This is a genomic window from Pseudovibrio sp. Ad46 (assembly GCF_001623065.1).
GTDB lineage: Bacteria > Pseudomonadota > Alphaproteobacteria > Rhizobiales > Stappiaceae > Pseudovibrio.
Window position 1 is genome coordinate 12,028 of sequence record NZ_LMCG01000085.1, and the last position, 17,244, is coordinate 29,271.

At 53.3% G+C, this 17,244-nt stretch carries 18 protein-coding genes; 10 read left to right on the top strand and 8 right to left on the bottom strand.

What is annotated here, in order from left to right; translation table 11 throughout:
* Positions 1 to 109 precede the first annotated feature (109 nt).
* Positions 110 to 508, top strand: a complete 399-nt coding sequence (locus PsAD46_RS27055) for an OsmC family protein (RefSeq protein WP_208982070.1) — start codon at positions 110 to 112, stop codon at positions 506 to 508.
* Between the two features lie 75 nt (positions 509 to 583).
* On the opposite strand, the gene PsAD46_RS27060 is transcribed toward PsAD46_RS27055, so the two are convergent.
* Entirely contained in the window at positions 584 to 1,435 is an 852-nt protein-coding gene (locus tag PsAD46_RS27060) for a PhzF family phenazine biosynthesis protein (protein ID WP_063308312.1), read from the bottom strand.
* A gap of 126 nt (positions 1,436 to 1,561) precedes the next feature.
* Here PsAD46_RS27060 and PsAD46_RS27065 point away from each other — a divergent pair, with 126 nt between their 5' ends.
* Entirely contained in the window at positions 1,562 to 2,005 is a 444-nt protein-coding gene (locus PsAD46_RS27065; RefSeq protein ID WP_063304506.1) for an Lrp/AsnC family transcriptional regulator, read from the top strand.
* Here the strand turns inward: PsAD46_RS27065 and plsY are convergent.
* Positions 1,997 to 2,641, bottom strand: coding sequence for a glycerol-3-phosphate 1-O-acyltransferase PlsY (gene plsY / locus PsAD46_RS27070; protein ID WP_063308313.1), 645 nt, complete (start codon positions 2,639 to 2,641; stop codon positions 1,997 to 1,999). The two genes, PsAD46_RS27065 and plsY, sit on opposite strands and share 9 nt — an antisense overlap.
* Positions 2,642 to 2,652: 11 nt before the next feature.
* Entirely contained in the window at positions 2,653 to 3,243 is a 591-nt protein-coding gene (locus PsAD46_RS27075) for a TetR/AcrR family transcriptional regulator (protein ID WP_057465420.1), read from the bottom strand.
* A 248-nt stretch (positions 3,244 to 3,491) separates the two neighbouring features.
* On the opposite strand from PsAD46_RS27075, the gene PsAD46_RS27080 reads away from it, so the two are divergent.
* The 7 genes from PsAD46_RS27080 to PsAD46_RS27110 all read left to right on the top strand — a co-directional run bounded on the left by PsAD46_RS27080 (position 3,492) and on the right by PsAD46_RS27110 (position 12,885).
* The gene (locus tag PsAD46_RS27080; RefSeq protein WP_193776999.1) at positions 3,492 to 4,640 is read left to right on the top strand and encodes an isovaleryl-CoA dehydrogenase; all 1,149 of its coding nucleotides are present in this window, start codon (positions 3,492 to 3,494) and stop codon (positions 4,638 to 4,640) included.
* The gene (locus tag PsAD46_RS27085) at positions 4,640 to 6,247 is read left to right on the top strand and encodes a carboxyl transferase domain-containing protein (RefSeq protein WP_063308314.1); all 1,608 of its coding nucleotides are present in this window, start codon (positions 4,640 to 4,642) and stop codon (positions 6,245 to 6,247) included. The genes PsAD46_RS27080 and PsAD46_RS27085 overlap by 1 nt, the downstream gene beginning before the upstream one ends.
* A 10-nt stretch (positions 6,248 to 6,257) precedes the next feature.
* Positions 6,258 to 8,246 carry an acetyl/propionyl/methylcrotonyl-CoA carboxylase subunit alpha gene (locus PsAD46_RS27090; protein WP_063308315.1) on the top strand — a complete coding sequence of 663 codons (1,989 nt, stop codon included), beginning with the start codon at positions 6,258 to 6,260 and terminating at the stop codon, positions 8,244 to 8,246.
* Between the two features lie 3 nt (positions 8,247 to 8,249).
* The gene (locus tag PsAD46_RS27095) at positions 8,250 to 9,881 is read left to right on the top strand and encodes an acyl-CoA synthetase (RefSeq protein WP_063308316.1); all 1,632 of its coding nucleotides are present in this window, start codon (positions 8,250 to 8,252) and stop codon (positions 9,879 to 9,881) included.
* 6 nt (positions 9,882 to 9,887) lie between these two features.
* On the top strand, positions 9,888 to 10,751 hold the full coding sequence (locus tag PsAD46_RS27100) for a hydroxymethylglutaryl-CoA lyase (protein ID WP_063308317.1): 864 nt from the start codon (positions 9,888 to 9,890) through the stop codon (positions 10,749 to 10,751).
* A complete protein-coding gene (locus PsAD46_RS27105) occupies positions 10,748 to 11,533 on the top strand; it encodes an enoyl-CoA hydratase-related protein (protein WP_063308318.1) in 786 nt (261 codons plus the stop codon). The genes PsAD46_RS27100 and PsAD46_RS27105 overlap by 4 nt, the downstream gene beginning before the upstream one ends.
* Positions 11,534 to 11,640: 107 nt before the next feature.
* A complete protein-coding gene (locus PsAD46_RS27110; RefSeq protein WP_063308319.1) occupies positions 11,641 to 12,885 on the top strand; it encodes an MFS transporter in 1,245 nt (414 codons plus the stop codon).
* A 9-nt stretch (positions 12,886 to 12,894) separates the two neighbouring features.
* Here the strand turns inward: PsAD46_RS27110 and PsAD46_RS27115 are convergent, their stop codons facing one another.
* The 4 genes from PsAD46_RS27115 to PsAD46_RS27130 form a co-directional block, all read right to left on the bottom strand.
* Positions 12,895 to 13,455, bottom strand: a complete 561-nt coding sequence (locus PsAD46_RS27115; protein ID WP_057465429.1) for an isochorismatase family protein — start codon at positions 13,453 to 13,455, stop codon at positions 12,895 to 12,897.
* 145 nt (positions 13,456 to 13,600) lie between these two features.
* Positions 13,601 to 14,149 carry a cysteine hydrolase family protein gene (locus tag PsAD46_RS27120; RefSeq protein WP_057465430.1) on the bottom strand — a complete coding sequence of 183 codons (549 nt, stop codon included), beginning with the start codon at positions 14,147 to 14,149 and terminating at the stop codon, positions 13,601 to 13,603.
* 34 nt (positions 14,150 to 14,183) lie between these two features.
* Complete coding sequence (locus PsAD46_RS27125) at positions 14,184 to 14,744, bottom strand: cysteine hydrolase family protein (RefSeq protein ID WP_057465431.1); 561 nt, start codon at positions 14,742 to 14,744, stop codon at positions 14,184 to 14,186.
* 158 nt (positions 14,745 to 14,902) lie between these two features.
* On the bottom strand, positions 14,903 to 15,451 hold the full coding sequence (locus PsAD46_RS27130) for a cysteine hydrolase family protein (RefSeq protein ID WP_063308361.1): 549 nt from the start codon (positions 15,449 to 15,451) through the stop codon (positions 14,903 to 14,905).
* A 100-nt stretch (positions 15,452 to 15,551) separates the two neighbouring features.
* Here PsAD46_RS27130 and PsAD46_RS27135 point away from each other — a divergent pair, with 100 nt between their 5' ends.
* The gene (locus tag PsAD46_RS27135) at positions 15,552 to 16,487 is read left to right on the top strand and encodes a GlxA family transcriptional regulator (RefSeq protein ID WP_063308320.1); all 936 of its coding nucleotides are present in this window, start codon (positions 15,552 to 15,554) and stop codon (positions 16,485 to 16,487) included.
* On the opposite strand, the gene PsAD46_RS27140 is transcribed toward PsAD46_RS27135, so the two are convergent.
* Positions 16,484 to 17,041 carry an isochorismatase family protein gene (locus PsAD46_RS27140; RefSeq protein ID WP_063308321.1) on the bottom strand — a complete coding sequence of 186 codons (558 nt, stop codon included), beginning with the start codon at positions 17,039 to 17,041 and terminating at the stop codon, positions 16,484 to 16,486. The two genes, PsAD46_RS27135 and PsAD46_RS27140, sit on opposite strands and share 4 nt — an antisense overlap.
* Positions 17,042 to 17,244: the final 203 nt, after the last annotated feature.

Genomic DNA, 17,244 nt, shown 5'->3' on the forward strand with positions numbered 1-17,244 from the left:
TGTATTTTTCACCCATGCTGCATATTTACGTAAGCCGCGAGTTACTCGTATACATGCCAGACCAACTGCAAACTCCGAGAACTCCTGAGACATTAGTATGCCGATAAAAATGAAACCCAAGTCTTATGGTCCGCTGACGGTCGCATCGCATGAGTATGGACAGTTCTGGGTGACCAATGAGTTCGGTCATCAATACTCGGCAGGCTACGGAGACTCCGATGAGTTCTCTACCCCTTCAGACCTAATCATGTCTGCCCTTGGGTCGTGCATGGCAATCTCTTTGGAGATGGTTGCCAGGCAACAGAAGATCTCACTCGGAAATGTCTACATCACCGTAAAGGCTGAAAAAGCATCCACGCTGCCTCACCGCTTTAGCAGCTTCCACTTGGAATTTGCTCTCCCTGAGTTTGAGAACCGCGAGAAAGCAGAGATCCTGATCAAAGCCGCCAAAGAAATATGTACGGTTTCCAACACACTAAACGCAGAAATCCGCCTCTCACTCATCTAAGGAAGCCTTCGCCACAGCAAAAAGCCCAAGGCAGGCTGCCTCGGGCTAAAAGTTCCACCGTACCAAGAGAACGCGTTAGATCATTCGCCGTGCACTGCCAGCAATGCGGATAGAGCTACCAACTTCAGCAGGAATTTCTGCCGAAATGAGTGACTTCGCTCCCATATCTTCTCCCTGCACAATCCGGATTTCACCACCATGTGCCCAGCCAATATCCCGCAGGTAACCAGAAAACGCTGCAGCAGCAGCACCCGTGGCCGGGTCTTCAAACACGCCAGCTGACGCAAACGCATTGCGCACGTCAAACTCTTGCAGCCTGCGAACATGAACCAGCATGATCGTCACCAGCCCTTGTCCAAGCATAAACTGCTTCATGGCTTCCAGATCATAAGCCATGCCCGCCAACTTGGCTCTGTCAGTCAATGCCAGCACCAGATGATCCGCACCACCATGAATACGCGCAGGTGGAATGCGAAGATCCAGATCGCCTTCACTCAAACCAAGCAGATCAAGCAGCTGGACTTTCACGTCATTTTCCAATGCGGCGCTCTTGGTCTGCGGAGATTGCAGAGCTGCTTGCAACTGCCCGTTCTCCTGCCAGCTCTCCACTGAAATCATAGTTTCATTCAACGCAAGGCGATGGACTTTCCGGCCATGCTGCTGAGCCAGAACCGCGCCCAGCGCAATCGTTGCGTGCCCGCAAAATGGCACTTCATTCTCTGGAGAGAAGTACCGCACGCGATACCCCTCTTCGTTGGCCAGAGGCACCGCAAACACAGTTTCAGAATAGCCGAGATCAGCCGCAATAGACTGCATCTGCGCATCAGGAAGCATCACATCCCCCACCAGCACGCCAGCAGGATTACCACCTTCCTCTCCATGAGAAAACGCCGAGATATGTTGAAGCGCTAAAAGATCTGTCTGCATAAGAACCTCCAATCGTCAGGATTAAAAAAATAACCAGCAACAGCTCTATGCAATATAGAAAAAGAAAGGCAAATTACACTTTCTGCCTTCATAATATAAAGCGATCAGACGAAAGCACCTAATGAGATGAAACAGCTGGATGAAACTGCCTGCAAAATCCTTGAGATCCTGGAGCAAGACGGCAGAATCTCTATCAGTGAACTGGCCAGCCGCATCGGCCTCTCCGCCCCCAGCACCACAGAGCGTGTTCGCAAGCTGGAGCAGGACGGCATCATCACAGGCTTTACGGTGGAGATAAACCCAAAGGCACTCGGCTATAGTCTGGAAGCAATCGTCCGTATCCAACCAAGCCCCGGCAATCTGCACGTCGTGGAGCAACTCATCCTCAACGAGCCCCGCTTCACCTCCTGCGACAAGGTCACCGGAGAAGACTGCTTCGTCACCCGCATCTACCTAAAAGACATCAGCGAACTAGACGACCTGCTCGACCCCCTCCACGAAAAAGCAATGACCAATACTTCGATAGTAAAGGCTTCCCCGATCAAGAACAGGATGGTTCCGCTACGATGAGGGCTTACCACTCTTAAAACGCAGCTTATTCTCAGTACCGGAGAGCAGTCTACCAATATTCGCACGGTGCTTGGCAACCACGATAAACGCCATCACCATTGCGAAGGCCTGGAAGTAGAGTGTGTGACCAAACACCGGAATGAAAGAAAGCACAACGAACAGCAGCGCCGCGCAGATTGAGCCCAGAGAGACAAAGCGGGTCGCGGCAACAATAACTACGAAAGAGCTTAGGCAGCTTAGTGCTATAATCGGATCCAGCATGAAAAGCACGGCAGCTGCAGTCAGCACGCCTTTACCACCTCTGAAACCAAAAAACACCGGCCAATTGTGCCCAACAATGGCACCTGCCCCAGCAAGCAGCATGCTCATACTGTCTATCGCCACGCCTGAACCTGCATAAACACCCAGATACAGGCCAACCAGACAAGCAGCAACGCCTTTCAGGATATCTCCGACAAGAACAAGCAGTGCAGCGGGTTTGCCAAGCACGCGCAGTGCATTGGTGAGCCCGGCAGATTTGCTGCCATACTCCCGTATGTCCTTGCCGTACATCTTCCCAGCCAGCACTGCCGTGCTGATACTGCCCAGCAGATAGCCAGCTCCAAGAGCTGCAAAAAGCTTAACCAGATCAATCACAAGAATAGCCCTTAGCCCACAACGCCTTGCAGCACCATCTTCTGGTGCACCTCGATAATCTCATCGATACTAAGGCGTCCGTCAGGGCGATACCAGAAGCAAACGCCGGTCAGCATGGCGATGATAGCAAAGGCGGCAACTTCCAAATCCACAGAGGGAAACACACCCGCCTTTACACCATCGGACAGAATGCGCCGCAGATTGGCCTCGTACTGGCTGCGCTTGGTCACCACATCAGCCCGATAGTCCTCACCAAGTGAACGCAACTCCAGATTCGCAATCACAACGTCTGCACGGCGCTCAATATGATAGCGAATGTGAAACGCAACAAACGCCTTGAGACGGGAAACGGGATCATCGCCCTTGCCCTCCAGCTTCTCCCAGTTCTCAATCAGGCTGATCATATGCTGGTTCATCAGCGCCTGAAGCAGCTCGTCCTTGCTCTCAACATAGCGATAGACAGACCCCGGCTGTACGCCCACCTCAGCAGCAAGCTGGCGAAGCGTCATCGCCTCAAAGCCCTTGGCTTCAATCAGCTTTTTCGCTGCTGCGTAAATCGCAGTTTTTGTATCTGCACCAACGGAGCCTTTGGTTCGTGCCACGGTCTAAACCTTTTCCAATCAATCAGGAGACGCAATGTTTCAGCGCATGCCCGAGCGATGCCTAGCAGTTTTCGGGAAAGAATACGCAACAGGAAATGCGCCCTAAGGGTTATTGCATAGTAGCTGAGCCCCTGCTATTAATCAAACGAACGTTCGTTTAATTAATTTACGATCCACTGGGAAGCTCGATAAAGAGCGTGGATCGCAGAGCTTCGGTAGCAGGAGGAAGCGCCGTGTTTGACGCTGTAATGAATTTTGGTCTTGGTGAAGATATTGACGCTCTGCGCGAAACCATTCGCCGTTGGGCACAAGACAAGCTAGCGCCGCGCGCCGCTGAGATCGACGAGACCAACGAGTTCCCCAATGATCTCTGGAAAGAGATGGGGAACCTTGGTGTACTTGGCATGACAGCCGACCCGGAATACGGCGGCACCGGCATGGGCTATCTCGCCCACGTTGTTGCGGTTGAGGAAATCTCCCGCGCCTCCGCATCTGTTGGCCTGTCTTACGGTGCGCATTCCAACCTCTGCGTAAACCAGATCAACCGTCATGGTACTGTTGAGCAAAAAGCAAAGTACCTGCCAAAGCTTTGCTCTGGCGAGCATGTCGGCTCTCTGGCCATGTCCGAGCCCGGTGCAGGCTCCGACGTTGTTTCCATGAAACTGCGCGCTGAAAAGCGCAATGACCGCTACGTGCTCAACGGCAACAAAATGTGGATCACAAACGGCCCTGACGCCTCCACTCTGGTGGTCTACGCAAAGACTGATCCGGATGCTGGCCCCAAAGGCATGACCGCTTTCATCATCGAAAAAGGCATGAAGGGCTTCTCCACGGCGCAAAAGCTGGACAAGCTCGGCATGCGCGGCTCCAACACGTGTGAGCTGGTGTTTGAAGACTGCGAAGTCCCATATGAGAACGTCCTTGGTGAAGAAGGTCGCGGTGTAAACGTGCTGATGTCCGGTCTGGACTACGAGCGCGTTGTCCTTTCCGGTGGTCCACTCGGCATCATGGCAGCAGCCATGGACATCGTCGTGCCTTACATCCACGAGCGCAAACAGTTCGGCAAAGCCATCGGTGAATTCCAGTTGATGCAGGGCAAACTCGCAGACATGTACACCCTGATGAACGCCTCCCGTTCCTACGTGTACGCCGTCGCAAATGCGTGTGACCGCGGTGAAACCACCCGTAAGGATTCCGCAGGCTGCATCCTCTATTCCGCTGAAAACGCAACTAAACTGGCACTGGAAGCTATCCAGTCCCTCGGCGGCAATGGTTACATCAACGAGTACCCAACCGGTCGCCTGCTGCGTGATGCAAAACTCTATGAAATCGGCGCAGGCACTTCAGAAATCCGCCGCATGCTGATTGGTCGTGAGCTCTTCCAGGAAACCAAGTAATGGCTGTCATCAAGTCTCAGGCTGCAACGGGTTCGGAAAGCTATAAGAACAACCGCACCTTGCACCTCGCCGCAATGGATGAGGTCCGCGCCGCAAGCCAGCAAGCTCTGTTGGGCGGGGGCGAAGGCCCTCGCGAACGGCACGTGTCCCGTGGGAAAATCCTCCCGCGTGAGCGCGTTGCTCGTCTGATCGATCCGGGCTCTCCGTTTCTGGAAGTCGGTCAGTTCGCTGCCCACAACATGTATGAGGGCGCCTCGCCTTCAGCAGGCATTGTCACCGGCATCGGTCGGGTCAACGGCATCGAATGTATGATCGTGGCCAACGATGCCACGGTAAAAGGCGGCACTTATTATCCGCTGACGGTCAAGAAGCACCTCCGCGCCCAAGAAATTGCCATGGAGAACAATCTCACATGCATTTACTTGGTGGATTCCGGCGGCGCTAACCTGCCTCAGCAGGATGAGGTGTTCCCGGACAAAGAACACTTTGGCCGCATCTTCTACAATCAAGCCAACATGTCCGCAAAGGGCATTCCGCAAATCGCGGTGGTCATGGGCTCCTGTACCGCTGGCGGCGCATACGTGCCAGCCATGTGCGATGAGACCATCATCGTGAAAGAGCAAGGCACCATTTTCCTCGCCGGTCCTCCACTGGTGAAAGCCGCCACGGGCGAAGTGGTTTCTGCTGAAGACTTGGGCGGTGGGGATGTTCACACCCGCCTCTCCGGTGTGGCAGACCACTTGGCCCGTGACGACGCTCATGCGTTGGCTCTGGCCCGTCAGGCCGTGTCCAATCTCAACCGCCGCAAGCCAGACCAGCTTCTGCTGCAATCGCCGGAAGATCCGCTTTACGATCCGGAAGAAATCCTCGGCGTTGTCCCGGCAGACCTGAAAACACCATATGATGTGCGCGAAGTCATCGCCCGTGTGGTGGACGGCTCTCGCTTTGACGAATTCAAAGCCCGCTATGGCACCACCCTTGTCACTGGCTTTGCCCACATCCACGGCATGCCTGTCGGCATCATCGCCAACAACGGCATCTTGTTCTCAGAAGCTGCGCTGAAAGGCGCCCACTTTGTGGAGCTGTGCTGCCAGCGTAAAATCCCGCTGGTCTTCCTGCAAAACATCACCGGTTTCATGGTCGGGCAAAAGTATGAAGCAGGCGGCATCGCAAAAGACGGCGCTAAACTGGTAACAGCCGTGGCATGCGCAAAAGTTCCAAAAATCACCATGCTCATTGGCGGCTCCTTCGGCGCTGGCAACTACGGCATGTGTGGCCGCGCCTACTCACCACGCATGCTCTGGACATGGCCAAGCTCCCGCATTTCCGTCATGGGCGGCCCTCAGGCAGCAGGTGTGCTGGCAACAGTGCGCCGGGATGGCATTGAGCGCAAAGGCGGAACTTGGTCTGCAGAAGAGGAAGCAACCTTCAAACAGCCGATCATTGATCAGTTTGAAGAGCAAGGGCACCCGCTCTACGCCTCCGCACGCCTCTGGGATGACGGCATCGTCGACCCGCGCAAAACCCGTGACGTCCTGGCACTGTCCATCGCAGCAAGCCTCAACGCACCAATCGAAGAAACGCCCTTCGGCGTCTTCCGCATGTAAGGGGCTCGGTATGTTCAAGAAAATCCTTATTGCGAACCGTGGTGAGATTGCTTGCCGTGTTGCAAAATCCGCCAAAGCCCTCGGCATCAAGGTTGTTGCAGTCTATTCAGACGCTGACCGCGATGCCCGTCACGTGCAAATGGCTGATGAGGCTTACCGCCTTGGCCCAGCACCAGTGGCAGAGAGCTACCTCAACATTCCTGAGTTGCTCAACGCTGCCAAAACCAGCGGCGCAGACGCCATCCATCCGGGCTACGGTTTCCTTTCAGAAAACCCAGAGTTCGTGGAAGCGGTTGAAGCAGCTGGCCTTGTCTTCATCGGCCCACCTGCGGATGCAATTCGCGCCATGGGCCTGAAGGATGCCGCCAAAAAACTCATGGAAGAGTCCGGCGTTCCAGTCGTGCCGGGCTATCATGGCAGCAACCAGGACGCTGAGTTCCTAAAAGCTGAATCCGATAAGATCGGCTATCCGGTCCTCATCAAAGCCCGCGCAGGCGGCGGTGGCAAAGGCATGCGCCGCGTTGATGATCCCGCAGACTTCCTTGAAGCTCTGGAAGGAGCTCAGCGCGAAGGTCAGTCGAGTTTCGGCGACCCACACGTGCTCATCGAGAAGTACATCTTGTCACCGCGCCACATCGAGGTTCAGATCTTCTGTGATGGGCATGGCAACGCAGTTCATCTGTTTGAGCGCGACTGCTCCCTGCAGCGCCGCCACCAAAAGGTGATCGAAGAAGCCCCTGCCCCCGGCATGACCGAAGAGATGCGCAACGCCATGGGCAATGCTGCCGTCAAAGCAGCTCAGGCTGTGGGGTATGAAGGCGCTGGTACGGTTGAGTTCATTGTTGATGGCTCAGAAGGCCTCCGCTCTGACCGCTTCTGGTTCATGGAAATGAACACGCGTCTTCAGGTGGAGCATCCAGTCACAGAAGCCATCACTGGTCAGGATCTGGTCAACTGGCAGCTCTCCGTCGCTGCGGGTGGTGAATTGCCTCTGATGCAGGACGAACTCACCATCTTCGGTCATGCGTTCGAAGCGCGTATCTACGCTGAGGATGCTGAAGCAGGCTTCCTGCCAGCAACCGGAACGCTGAACGAGTTGAAACTGCCGGAATTGTTCGCCCGCATCGACAGCGGCGTACGCAAAGGCGATACGATCACCCCTTACTACGATCCAATGATCGCAAAGGTGATCTGCCACGGTGAAACCCGTGAAGCTGCTTTGGCGAAACTGTCTCTGGCTTTGGAAAAAAGCCAGGCAGTTGGCTGCACCACCAACATCACATTCCTGCATCGCCTGTGTAACCACAAAGGCTTTGCAAAGGGTGAGATGGACACGGGCCTTATCGACCGTGAACTGGAAGCTCTCACCAAGCCGACAGCTCCAACCAAGCACGCTTTCGCAATGGCTGCTCTCATCGAGCTCGGCTTTGCAGCTGAAACTGCATTGGTCCAAAACGATCCGTGGGTGAGCCTCACAGGCTGGCGTCATTGGACAGCAGCACAGCAAATTGCGCATCTGTCATGGCGTGACGAAGTCACCGAAGTTGTAGCAAACCGCCATCATGATGGTAGCCTGACCATTGCCATTGAAGATGAAACCTTCAATTTGCAGATCCTCTCCGTAGACAGCAACCACATGCGTGTGGATTTCTCCGGTCAAATCACCTCAGCTGATTTCTTCGCAGAAGACACCAGTCTCACCCTCTTCTCCGACGGTGTCACATGGCGTTTCGATCTGCCGGATCATCTGGCAGAGCAGGATGACAGTGCGGCCTCAGGCAACGCCATCACATCGCCAATGCCGGGCCTTGTGAGAGCAGTAAACTGTAAGCCGGGTGACGAGGTTTCTGAAGGCGATACGTTGATCGTGACCGAAGCCATGAAGATGGAACACTCTCTCAAAGCACCGCGTGACGGCGTTGTGGCTGAAGTGATGACATCTGCAGGTGACCAGGTGGAAGAAGGCGTTATACTCCTCACGCTTGAGGAGGAGGAATAACCGTTGTTGCCATCAGCGAAATCTTACGAGGAGCTCCGAGAAAAGTTTCAGTGGGACATCCCGGAATTCTTCAACATTGGCGTAGATATCTGTGACAAGTGGGCGGACAAAGACGCCGCCCGCGAAGCACTCATCTTCGCTGAAGAAGACGGGCCGACAACCACCTACACGTTTGGTGACTTGAAAAAGCTGAGTAACCAGCTGGCCAATCTGCTCCTATCTCAAGGCATCAGCCAAGGTGATCGCGTCGGCATCCTACTGCCACAGGCCCCTGAAACAGCCTTCTCCCATATTGCAATTCACAAGCTCGGTGGCATCTCTATTCCGCTCTTCTCCTTGTTTGGCGAAGAAGCACTGGAATATCGGCTAGAGAACTCTGGTGCGAAAGCTCTCATCACCAACAATGCAGGTGCTGAGAAGCTTGAAGAGATCCGCGACAGTCTGCCAGATCTTGAACTGATCCTGAACATCGAAGGCACAGACTTCGGCACCCGCTCACTCCATGCTGAAATGGCAGGGCAGAGCGAAGACTTCACACCAGTGAAGACCAAAGCCGAAGACCCCGCCATCATCATCTACACCTCCGGCACCACCGGCCAGCCCAAAGGTGCACTGCACGCGCACCGCACGCTGCTCGGCCACCTACCCGGCGTAGAGATGCCGCACAACATGTTCCCGAAAGAAGGTGACCGCTTCTGGACACCTGCAGACTGGGCATGGATCGGCGGTCTGATTGACGTTCTTCTACCAAGCCTACATCACGGCATTCCTGTCGTTGCTTGCCGTTTCAAGAAGTTCAGCGGCGAAGCAGCCTTCCAGCTGATGCAAGACCTGAAAATCCGCAACGCCTTCATCCCGCCAACCGCGCTGAAAATGATGCGGCAGGTAGAGAACCCCAAGGATCGCTGGAACTATTCCCTCCGCTCCCTCGGCAGTGGTGGCGAAGCCCTTGGCGCAGAGCTGATCCAATGGGGCCAGGACACGTTCGACCTGACAATCAGCGAGTTCTACGGCCAGACCGAGTGCAACCTCGTTGTCTCCACCTGCGCAGAACTGATGGAAACCCGTCCCGGCGTCACCGGCAAAGCTGTTCCGGGCTTTGATGTGCAAATCGTAGACGACAAAGGCACCGTTCTCGAAGCTGGTCAACTTGGCAACATCGGCGTTCGTGCACCAAACCCTGTCATGTTCCTCCAATACTGGAACAATCCGGAAGCCACGAAAAAGAAATTCTCTGGCGACTTCCTCATCACCGGCGACAAAGGCGTGATGGATAAGGACGGCTGGATCCAGTTTGTTGGCCGCGATGATGACGTCATCACTTCATCTGGCTACCGCATCGGCCCCGGCGAGATTGAAGACTGCCTGCTGAAACACGATACAGTTGCCATGGCAGGTGTCATCGGCAAGCCAGACAAGCTGCGCACTGAGATCGTCAAAGCCTACATTGTGCTGAAGGAAGGTGTTGAACCATCCGATGAACTGGCCAAGGAACTTTCTGATTTTGTGAAACAGCGATTAGCTGCGCATGAATATCCACGTGAACTGGAATTTGTCGAAGCCCTGCCAATGACAACAACCGGAAAGGTTATCCGCAGAGAACTTCGTGCCCGCGCTATCGACGAGGAGGTTTGATAAGCGATGAGCAAGAAACTGAACATTTTTGAGATGGGCCCACGCGACGGCCTGCAAAATGAAAAAACGCTGATCCCAACAGCAAACAAGATCGAACTGATCAACCGCCTTTCCGAGTGCGGGTTTGATAAGATCGAAACATCCAGCTTTGTCTCCCCCAAATGGGTACCACAAATGGCAGATGCTGCGGAGGTCTTTGCAGGCATCACGCGCAAACCCGGCGTTCGCTACACCGCGCTGACGCCAAACATCAAAGGCTACGAGCGCGCCAAAGCATCCGGCGCGGATGAAGTTGCAATTTTCGCGTCCGCATCAGAAGGCTTCTCTCAAAAGAACATCAACTGTTCCATTGAAGAGAGCTTCGAACGCTTCGCTCCAATCGTGGAAGCTGCAAAAGCTGACGGCATTCCGGTCCGCGGCTACGTCTCCTGCATCGTTGAGTGCCCATACGATGGCCCAACTCCAGTCCAAAACGTAGCAATGGTCTCAGAACGTCTGCTGCAGATGGGCTGCTACGAGGTTTCCCTCGGCGACACCATTGGCGCGGCAACTCCGGAAACCACGGAAGCAATGCTGGATGCAGTCCTGAGCGTCATCCCGGCTGAGCAACTCGCCGGCCATTTCCACGACACCAAAGACCTGGCTCTGGCTAACATCATGTCCAGCATCAAAATGGGCCTGCGCACGTTCGATTCAGCCATCGGTGGTCTCGGCGGTTGTCCATATGCACCAGGAGCCAAAGGCAACGTCAGCACACTGGCTGTTGCAAAAATGGCAAAATTGCTGGACTACAACACCGGCCTCGACATTGAGAAGCTGGAACAAACGCAAGAGTTTATTCTCTCCATCAAAGAGGCGGCGGCGGCATGACCTATCAGAACCTTCGCATCGAAAAAGCGGACAATGGCATCACCACACTCTTGCTGGCACGCGCTGAAAAGCACAATGCTATGAACGCGCAGATGATGGATGAACTGGTTGCTGCAGCTGAAGAGCTGGACAACTGTGAGCAGACCCGCGCAACCATTCTGGCAGCGGACGGCGAAACCTTCTGTGCTGGCGGCGATCTCAAGTGGATGCAGGCGCAGGCAGAGAAAGACCGCATCGGCAAAATGCAGGAAGCCAATCGTCTGGCAGGCATGCTCAAACGCCTCGACAGTATGAAGAAGCCATTGATCGCTCGTGTTCATGGCCCTGCTTATGGCGGCGGAGTTGGCATTCTCAGCGTCTGCGATCTGGTGGTTGCTGCTGACAACACCAAATTCGCTCTGACTGAAACGCGCCTCGGTCTGATCCCGGCAACCATCGGCACTTATGTTGTGCGTCGCCTGGGTGAAGGTCATGCCCGTCAGGTCTTCATGAATGCCCGCCCGTTTGGTGCGCAAAGAGCCCATTACCTCGGTCTTGTCTCATTGGTGACAACACCAGAGGACCTGCACGCAGTAACGCAGAAAGAAGCAGAAGCTTATTTGAATTGCGCACCGGGTGCCGTAGCTGACGCAAAAGCTCTTTGTCAGAATTTAGCGCGTATGCCTGCAGAAGATCAGATTGCCTACACAGCAAATGCCCTAGCGGACAGATGGGAAACCACTGAAGCACAGGCCGGCATTTCTGCATTCTTCGCAAAAGAAACACCGCCGTGGCGTAAATAGATCTTCACCCTGTTTTTTTGACCTGCGGCATATGCACAAATGCTGAGTTTTTTCTTTACTTGTTGGATCGCTTTGTTACATAGCATTTAGCGAAAAACGAGAAAAGAATGCTGCTGGCACTACAATCCATCAGGTCAAAACAGGACTTTCACACCCTTGTCTTCATTGCAGGGACTGTTTTGCTGAACGCGATTGGTGCCGGATTGATCATTCCGGTGACCCCGGCACTGGTCGCAGAACTCAGCCAAACCACCATCGCAGACGCAGCTCTCTGGGGCGGCTACATCGCAGCAAGTTACGCTGCTATGCAGTTCCTCTTCGGCCCTGCTGTCGGGGCGATATCTGACCGTTTTGGCCGACGCCCAATCCTCTTGATCTCCCTTGCAGTCCTGACAGTCGACTACCTGATCATGACCTTCGCAGGTTCGCTCTGGGTTCTGTTCATTGGCAGGCTCTTAGCCGGAGTTGCCAGCGCAACCTACGCCACCGCTTATGCAGCAGTCTCCGACATATCGCATAATGGCAAACGCGCCACCCGCTTCGGCATGGTTGGCGCGGCAATCGGGTTTGGCTTTGTCATCGGTCCGGTTATGGGTGGAACACTTGCCCTCTTCGGCGTTCGTGTACCCTTTTACATTTCCGCAGTTCTGATTGCGATGACCTTCGCTTACGGCTTGTTCTACATGCCGGAAACCCTACCAAAATCGGCGAGAAAGGCTATTCGCTGGCGCAGAGCAAACCCTGTTGGCGCAGCCATGGATATTGCCCAGTCCCCTGTTCTGGTGTGGCTCTTCATTGCGCTCTTCCTGTTTGAAATGGCAAACTTTGTGTATCCGGCAATTTGGCCGTACTACACAATTGAAGCCTTCCACTGGACCACAGCTCAAGTAGGTCTCTCACTCGCCATCGTCGGTATTGGTTTCTCCAGTGTCAAAGGCGGTCTTATCCGCTGGATTATTCCGCGCAAGGGCGAAGCGAAAACCGTGCTTTACGGCTTCTTCTTCGCTGTAATCGCATTGCTAGGCTTCGCATTTGCGCCAAACACACTCACGGTCATTCTGCTCCTGCCACCAGCAGCGCTTGGCGCGATGATCCCACCTGCTATGATCGCCCTGATGAGCCATCACGTCTCACAAGACAAGCAGGGCCGTCTGCAAGGTGCGCTGACAAGCATCATCGGACTCACGCTTGTGCTTTCCACCTTGATGATGACACAGCTGTTCACCAGCTTCACAGCAGACAGTGCAGAGCTTTACTATCCGGGCGCACCATTCCTGCTGGCCGCATCATTCATGCTGCTTGCCATTGGTCCCTTCTGGGTTGGCCTGAGAAAGATCAGTATCAGCGGCTGATCACAAACCTTACGCCGGAGAGTGCCTCTGCAGATATTCATTTGTGGAAACAATATTGCTGCAAATGAACGACAGCGAAGCCATAATCGCTGCTTGCACAAACTCTTGCTGAGAAGACGTATCACAGGACCCCGGCTCCCGCGTCGCGCAGGCATCGTAAATAATCGTAATCGGATATCCAAGTTCTGTCGTCGCATGCGCTGCAGCTGCAATGCAATCCTTACTCATCGACCCACAGATAACCAGCTCCTCGACATTCTCATCATCCAGGATCTGCTTGAGGTTATTGTTGAGGAAGATGTTAGAGGTGTACTTCGTCACGATTGGCTCATGCGGCAACGGTTTCGCCATATCGTGGATTTCAGCACCAATCGTGCCTTCAACCGTAAACGGCGCATCTTTCTCTTTAAAATGATGTTGGATGTGAACGATGGTTTGATCCTGAACGCGCGCATTTGTCAGCAACATCTGAATGTTCCCCGCAGCCTCGAACTGCCCTTCCAACTCACATTTCCCACCGGGAAAGAAGTCGTTCTGACAGTCAATTATCAGCAACGCCGTTCTCGTCATCTTACGCTCAACACCTCACGTGACAGACCAACTGCGTAATAGTCTAATAGATATCGATTGACGGAACTCAGCTAGAAAAACCCGCATTTTTCATAAAACCTAGGAGTAAACACCAGACCTGATAAAGCCCGCACAGAAAACCTGCTCAGTGACCCAGATATTCCTCAGTCGAAATAACCTTGCCATAGGCGAACGAAAGCGCTGCCATAATCGCCCCTTGAACATATTTTGCTGGAACGATTTCCCCTTCAAACTCAAGATCACAGGTCGCACAGGCATCGTAGATAACAGTGATGGGATAACCAAGATCAACAGTCGCACGCGCCGCCGCATCAATGCACATATGAGACATGCCCCCGCAGATCACGATTTCCTCAACACCCACATCCTCTAAAATCTGCTGAAGGTTCGTGTTCAGGTAACTGTTGGCAGAATACTTGACCACCACATGCTCCCCCTCAGCGGGGCTGCAACTATCATGCAGCTCTGCCCCGATGGTTCCCTCAACAAGGAACGGAGCATACTTATCTTTAAAGAAATGCTGGATATGGACAATGCAATCGTCGTTATCGCGAGCGCTCTTAAGCAAACGCTGAATGTTCGCAGCAGATTCAACCTGGCCCTCAAGTTCACACTTCCCCCCCGGGAAGAAGTCGTTCTGACAATCAATGATGATTAGGGCTTTTTTGGCCATATCCCCTCAGGAGGTTGCTCATCCAAAACGTCGATTATGCTCCATTCAACGAATGCAGGAATTCATCGGTAGAAATCACGTTGCTATGCGCAAATCTTAAAGACGCCATCATAGCAGTGTGAACATGATCAGCTGGGACGGTTACGCCATTGAACTCAAGATCCTCTGTGGCGCACGCATCGTAGATGATGGTCAGCGGGTAACCCAGATCAAGGGTCTGACGTGCAGTCGCATTCACGCAGTTCTGACTCATAGAACCACACATGACGATCTCATCAATACCAGCCTCAACAAGGATCTGCTGCAGGTTGGTGTCCTTATAGCCATTCATGTAGTTTTTAACGACAACGGGCTCCCCGTTCACGGGTCTCGCACACTCGTTAATCTCCACCCCTGGCGATCCCTCAACCAGATAAGGCTCTGTTTTATCTTTGTACATGTGTTGAAGGTGGATGACGTTTTCGTCGTTGTCTCGCACCATCTCAAGAAGACGGGCAATATTTTTTCCTGCTTCCACCTGCCCTGCTAAAGGACAGCTACCACCAGGAAAATAATCGTTCTGGCAGTCGATAATGATCAGGGCCCTTTTAGGCATAAGCACACCTCAGTCCTATTGGTCTTATTTGAGCAAACAATAAGGCCAACACGTTTAAGCATGCCGGATTTTAAAAAGCAGATTTTATAAAATCCCGAGCTATCCCTAATCAGAAGCCGGCCTCAGGAGCCGGCTTCTGAAAGCAGTCAAAGCCTGAGTTATGCAGCCAGATACTCATCTGTGCTGACAACTTTGCCATACGCAAAAGCCAGGGATGCCATGAACGCACCATGTACGTATTTCGCAGGAATAGTCTCGCCGTTGTGTTCCATATCCAATGTCGCACAAGCATCACCAATAATGGTTGCTGTGTATCCCAGATCAACCGCGGCACGAACTGTCGCATCAATGCAGTTGTGAGACATAGAGCCAACGACGACCAGATGCTCAATGCCCTGCTCATCCAGCAGTTCTTTCAGGTTGGTTTCCAAAAAGCTATTTGCAAACTGCTTGGTCACGAGTGGCTCACCATCCTGCGGCACCACATCATCGTGAATCTTAACGCCTTCAGTCCCTGCGTTGAAGAACGGCGCATTACCTGCTTCAACCACATGCTGAATGTGAATGATCGGCGTTTTCTTGCTGCGGCTGTCTTCCAACAGGCGCTTTACATTCTGAGCAGCTTCAACCTGCCCATCCAGCTCCCAAGCGCCACCAGGGAAATAGTCGTTCTGAACGTCAACAATAACCAGTGCGGATTTAGACATTTGTGCCTCCATAGATTTGCTCTTGTCAGCAACAAACTTAATCAACACCTCTCATCAGCTCGATTGGCATATACGACATAAAACATGCTATAATTGCCATATGATCAGATCAGAGACACATCATCCTATCGGCATCCTGTCCTACACCGGCGCACAACTCTCAGCGGTTTATGGGCTAATCGATATGTTCCACGCTGCCAGCAAAAGCAATGCCAGCAGCATCGAAGCAACCGTGCTTCACGAAGATCAGATCAGCTCAATCGGAGCCACTACCTTCTCGGCGATAATCCTGCCTCCCTGTCTGGTCGATGATCACCCGACCGTCTCACCAGCACTCGTCCAATGGCTCAAACACCAGCATGAGCATGGCGCCATTCTCTGCTCAATCTGCGTCGGCGCAATGCTGCTCGCCGAAACAGGCATCCTCGACAACAGGCCTGCCACAACCCATTGGGCAATCACCGAGGATTTTGCGAAGAAATACCCTTTGGTACAGCTCGATACTGATAAAATGATCGTCGACGAAGGCGACATCATCACCGCAGGCGGCATCATGGCATGGACCGATCTGGGCCTCAGGCTGATTGACCACTTCATCGATCACACAACCATGCTCGAAGTCTCCCGCAGATTTCTCATTGACCCGGCGGGGCGAGAACAGAAAAACTACAGCCGTTTCTATCCCAATTTCTCACACGGTGATCAGGCTATTCTCAAAGCCCAACATTGGCTTCAGACCACCTATAAGAAAAAACTGACAGTACCCGAAATGGCAGAAAAAGCAGGACTGACAGGACGAACCTTCCAAAGACGGTTTGAAGTCGCCACAGGGCACACACCAAACACCTATTTACAGCAACTCCGCATAACCGAAGCACGCCAGCAGTTGGAGCAAACCAAACGGTCTTTCAACGAGATCGCATGGGAAGTCGGCTATGAGGACCCAACAGCTTGCCGCCGTGTGTTCATCAAAACCACAGGCCTCAGCCCTGGTCAGTACCGCCAAAAATTCGGATATCAAAGCTCAGCAGCTTAATGCGGCTGGGTCAAAAACTCATCCGTCGAAACAACCGCCGCGTTGGAAAAGATGAGAGAGGCCATGATAGAGGCCTGCACATCATCCACGGACACCTCACGCCCACGGAACTCCATACAGCTCGCAGCGCAGGCATCGTACACAACAGTTACCGGATATCCGAGGTCTAAGGTTGCCCGTGCTGTTTCAACAATACAGTACTGGGTCATGGAACCGCAGATCACCAGATCATCTATCTTATGGTCTGTCAGCAACGCTCGCAGGTTTGTCCCCTCCAGAGCATTGAAATTGTACTTGGTTACGACCGCCTCATCAGCTTTCGGCCAGACCATCTTGTTGATCTCAGCACCAAAAGACCCTTCTGCCATGTAAGGCGATTTTGGATCTTTGTAGACATGCTTGATGTGTATTACGAACTCGTGGTGCTCTCTGGCGTCTTTCAAAAGCTCAACAATATTCCCGGCAGCTTCCATTTGCTTAGGCAATTCAAACTTGCCACCTGGAAAATGATCGTTCTGGCACGCGATGATGAGCAAAGCAGTGTTATGCGTCATACCCAACCCTCTACAGCGCATCCCTGCTGGACTGGTTCAGCTTCACATGGGAAACGCCTAACAAGCGTGAGAGTCTGCTGCGTAGGAACTCTTGAACAGAGCAGACTCTAGGAAAAATTTGCCAGCTGCATACTAGGAGCCAAAGTATTTAGGTGACGCGCACACAAACAGTCGGATTTTAGAAAACTCGGAGGGTAAACGAC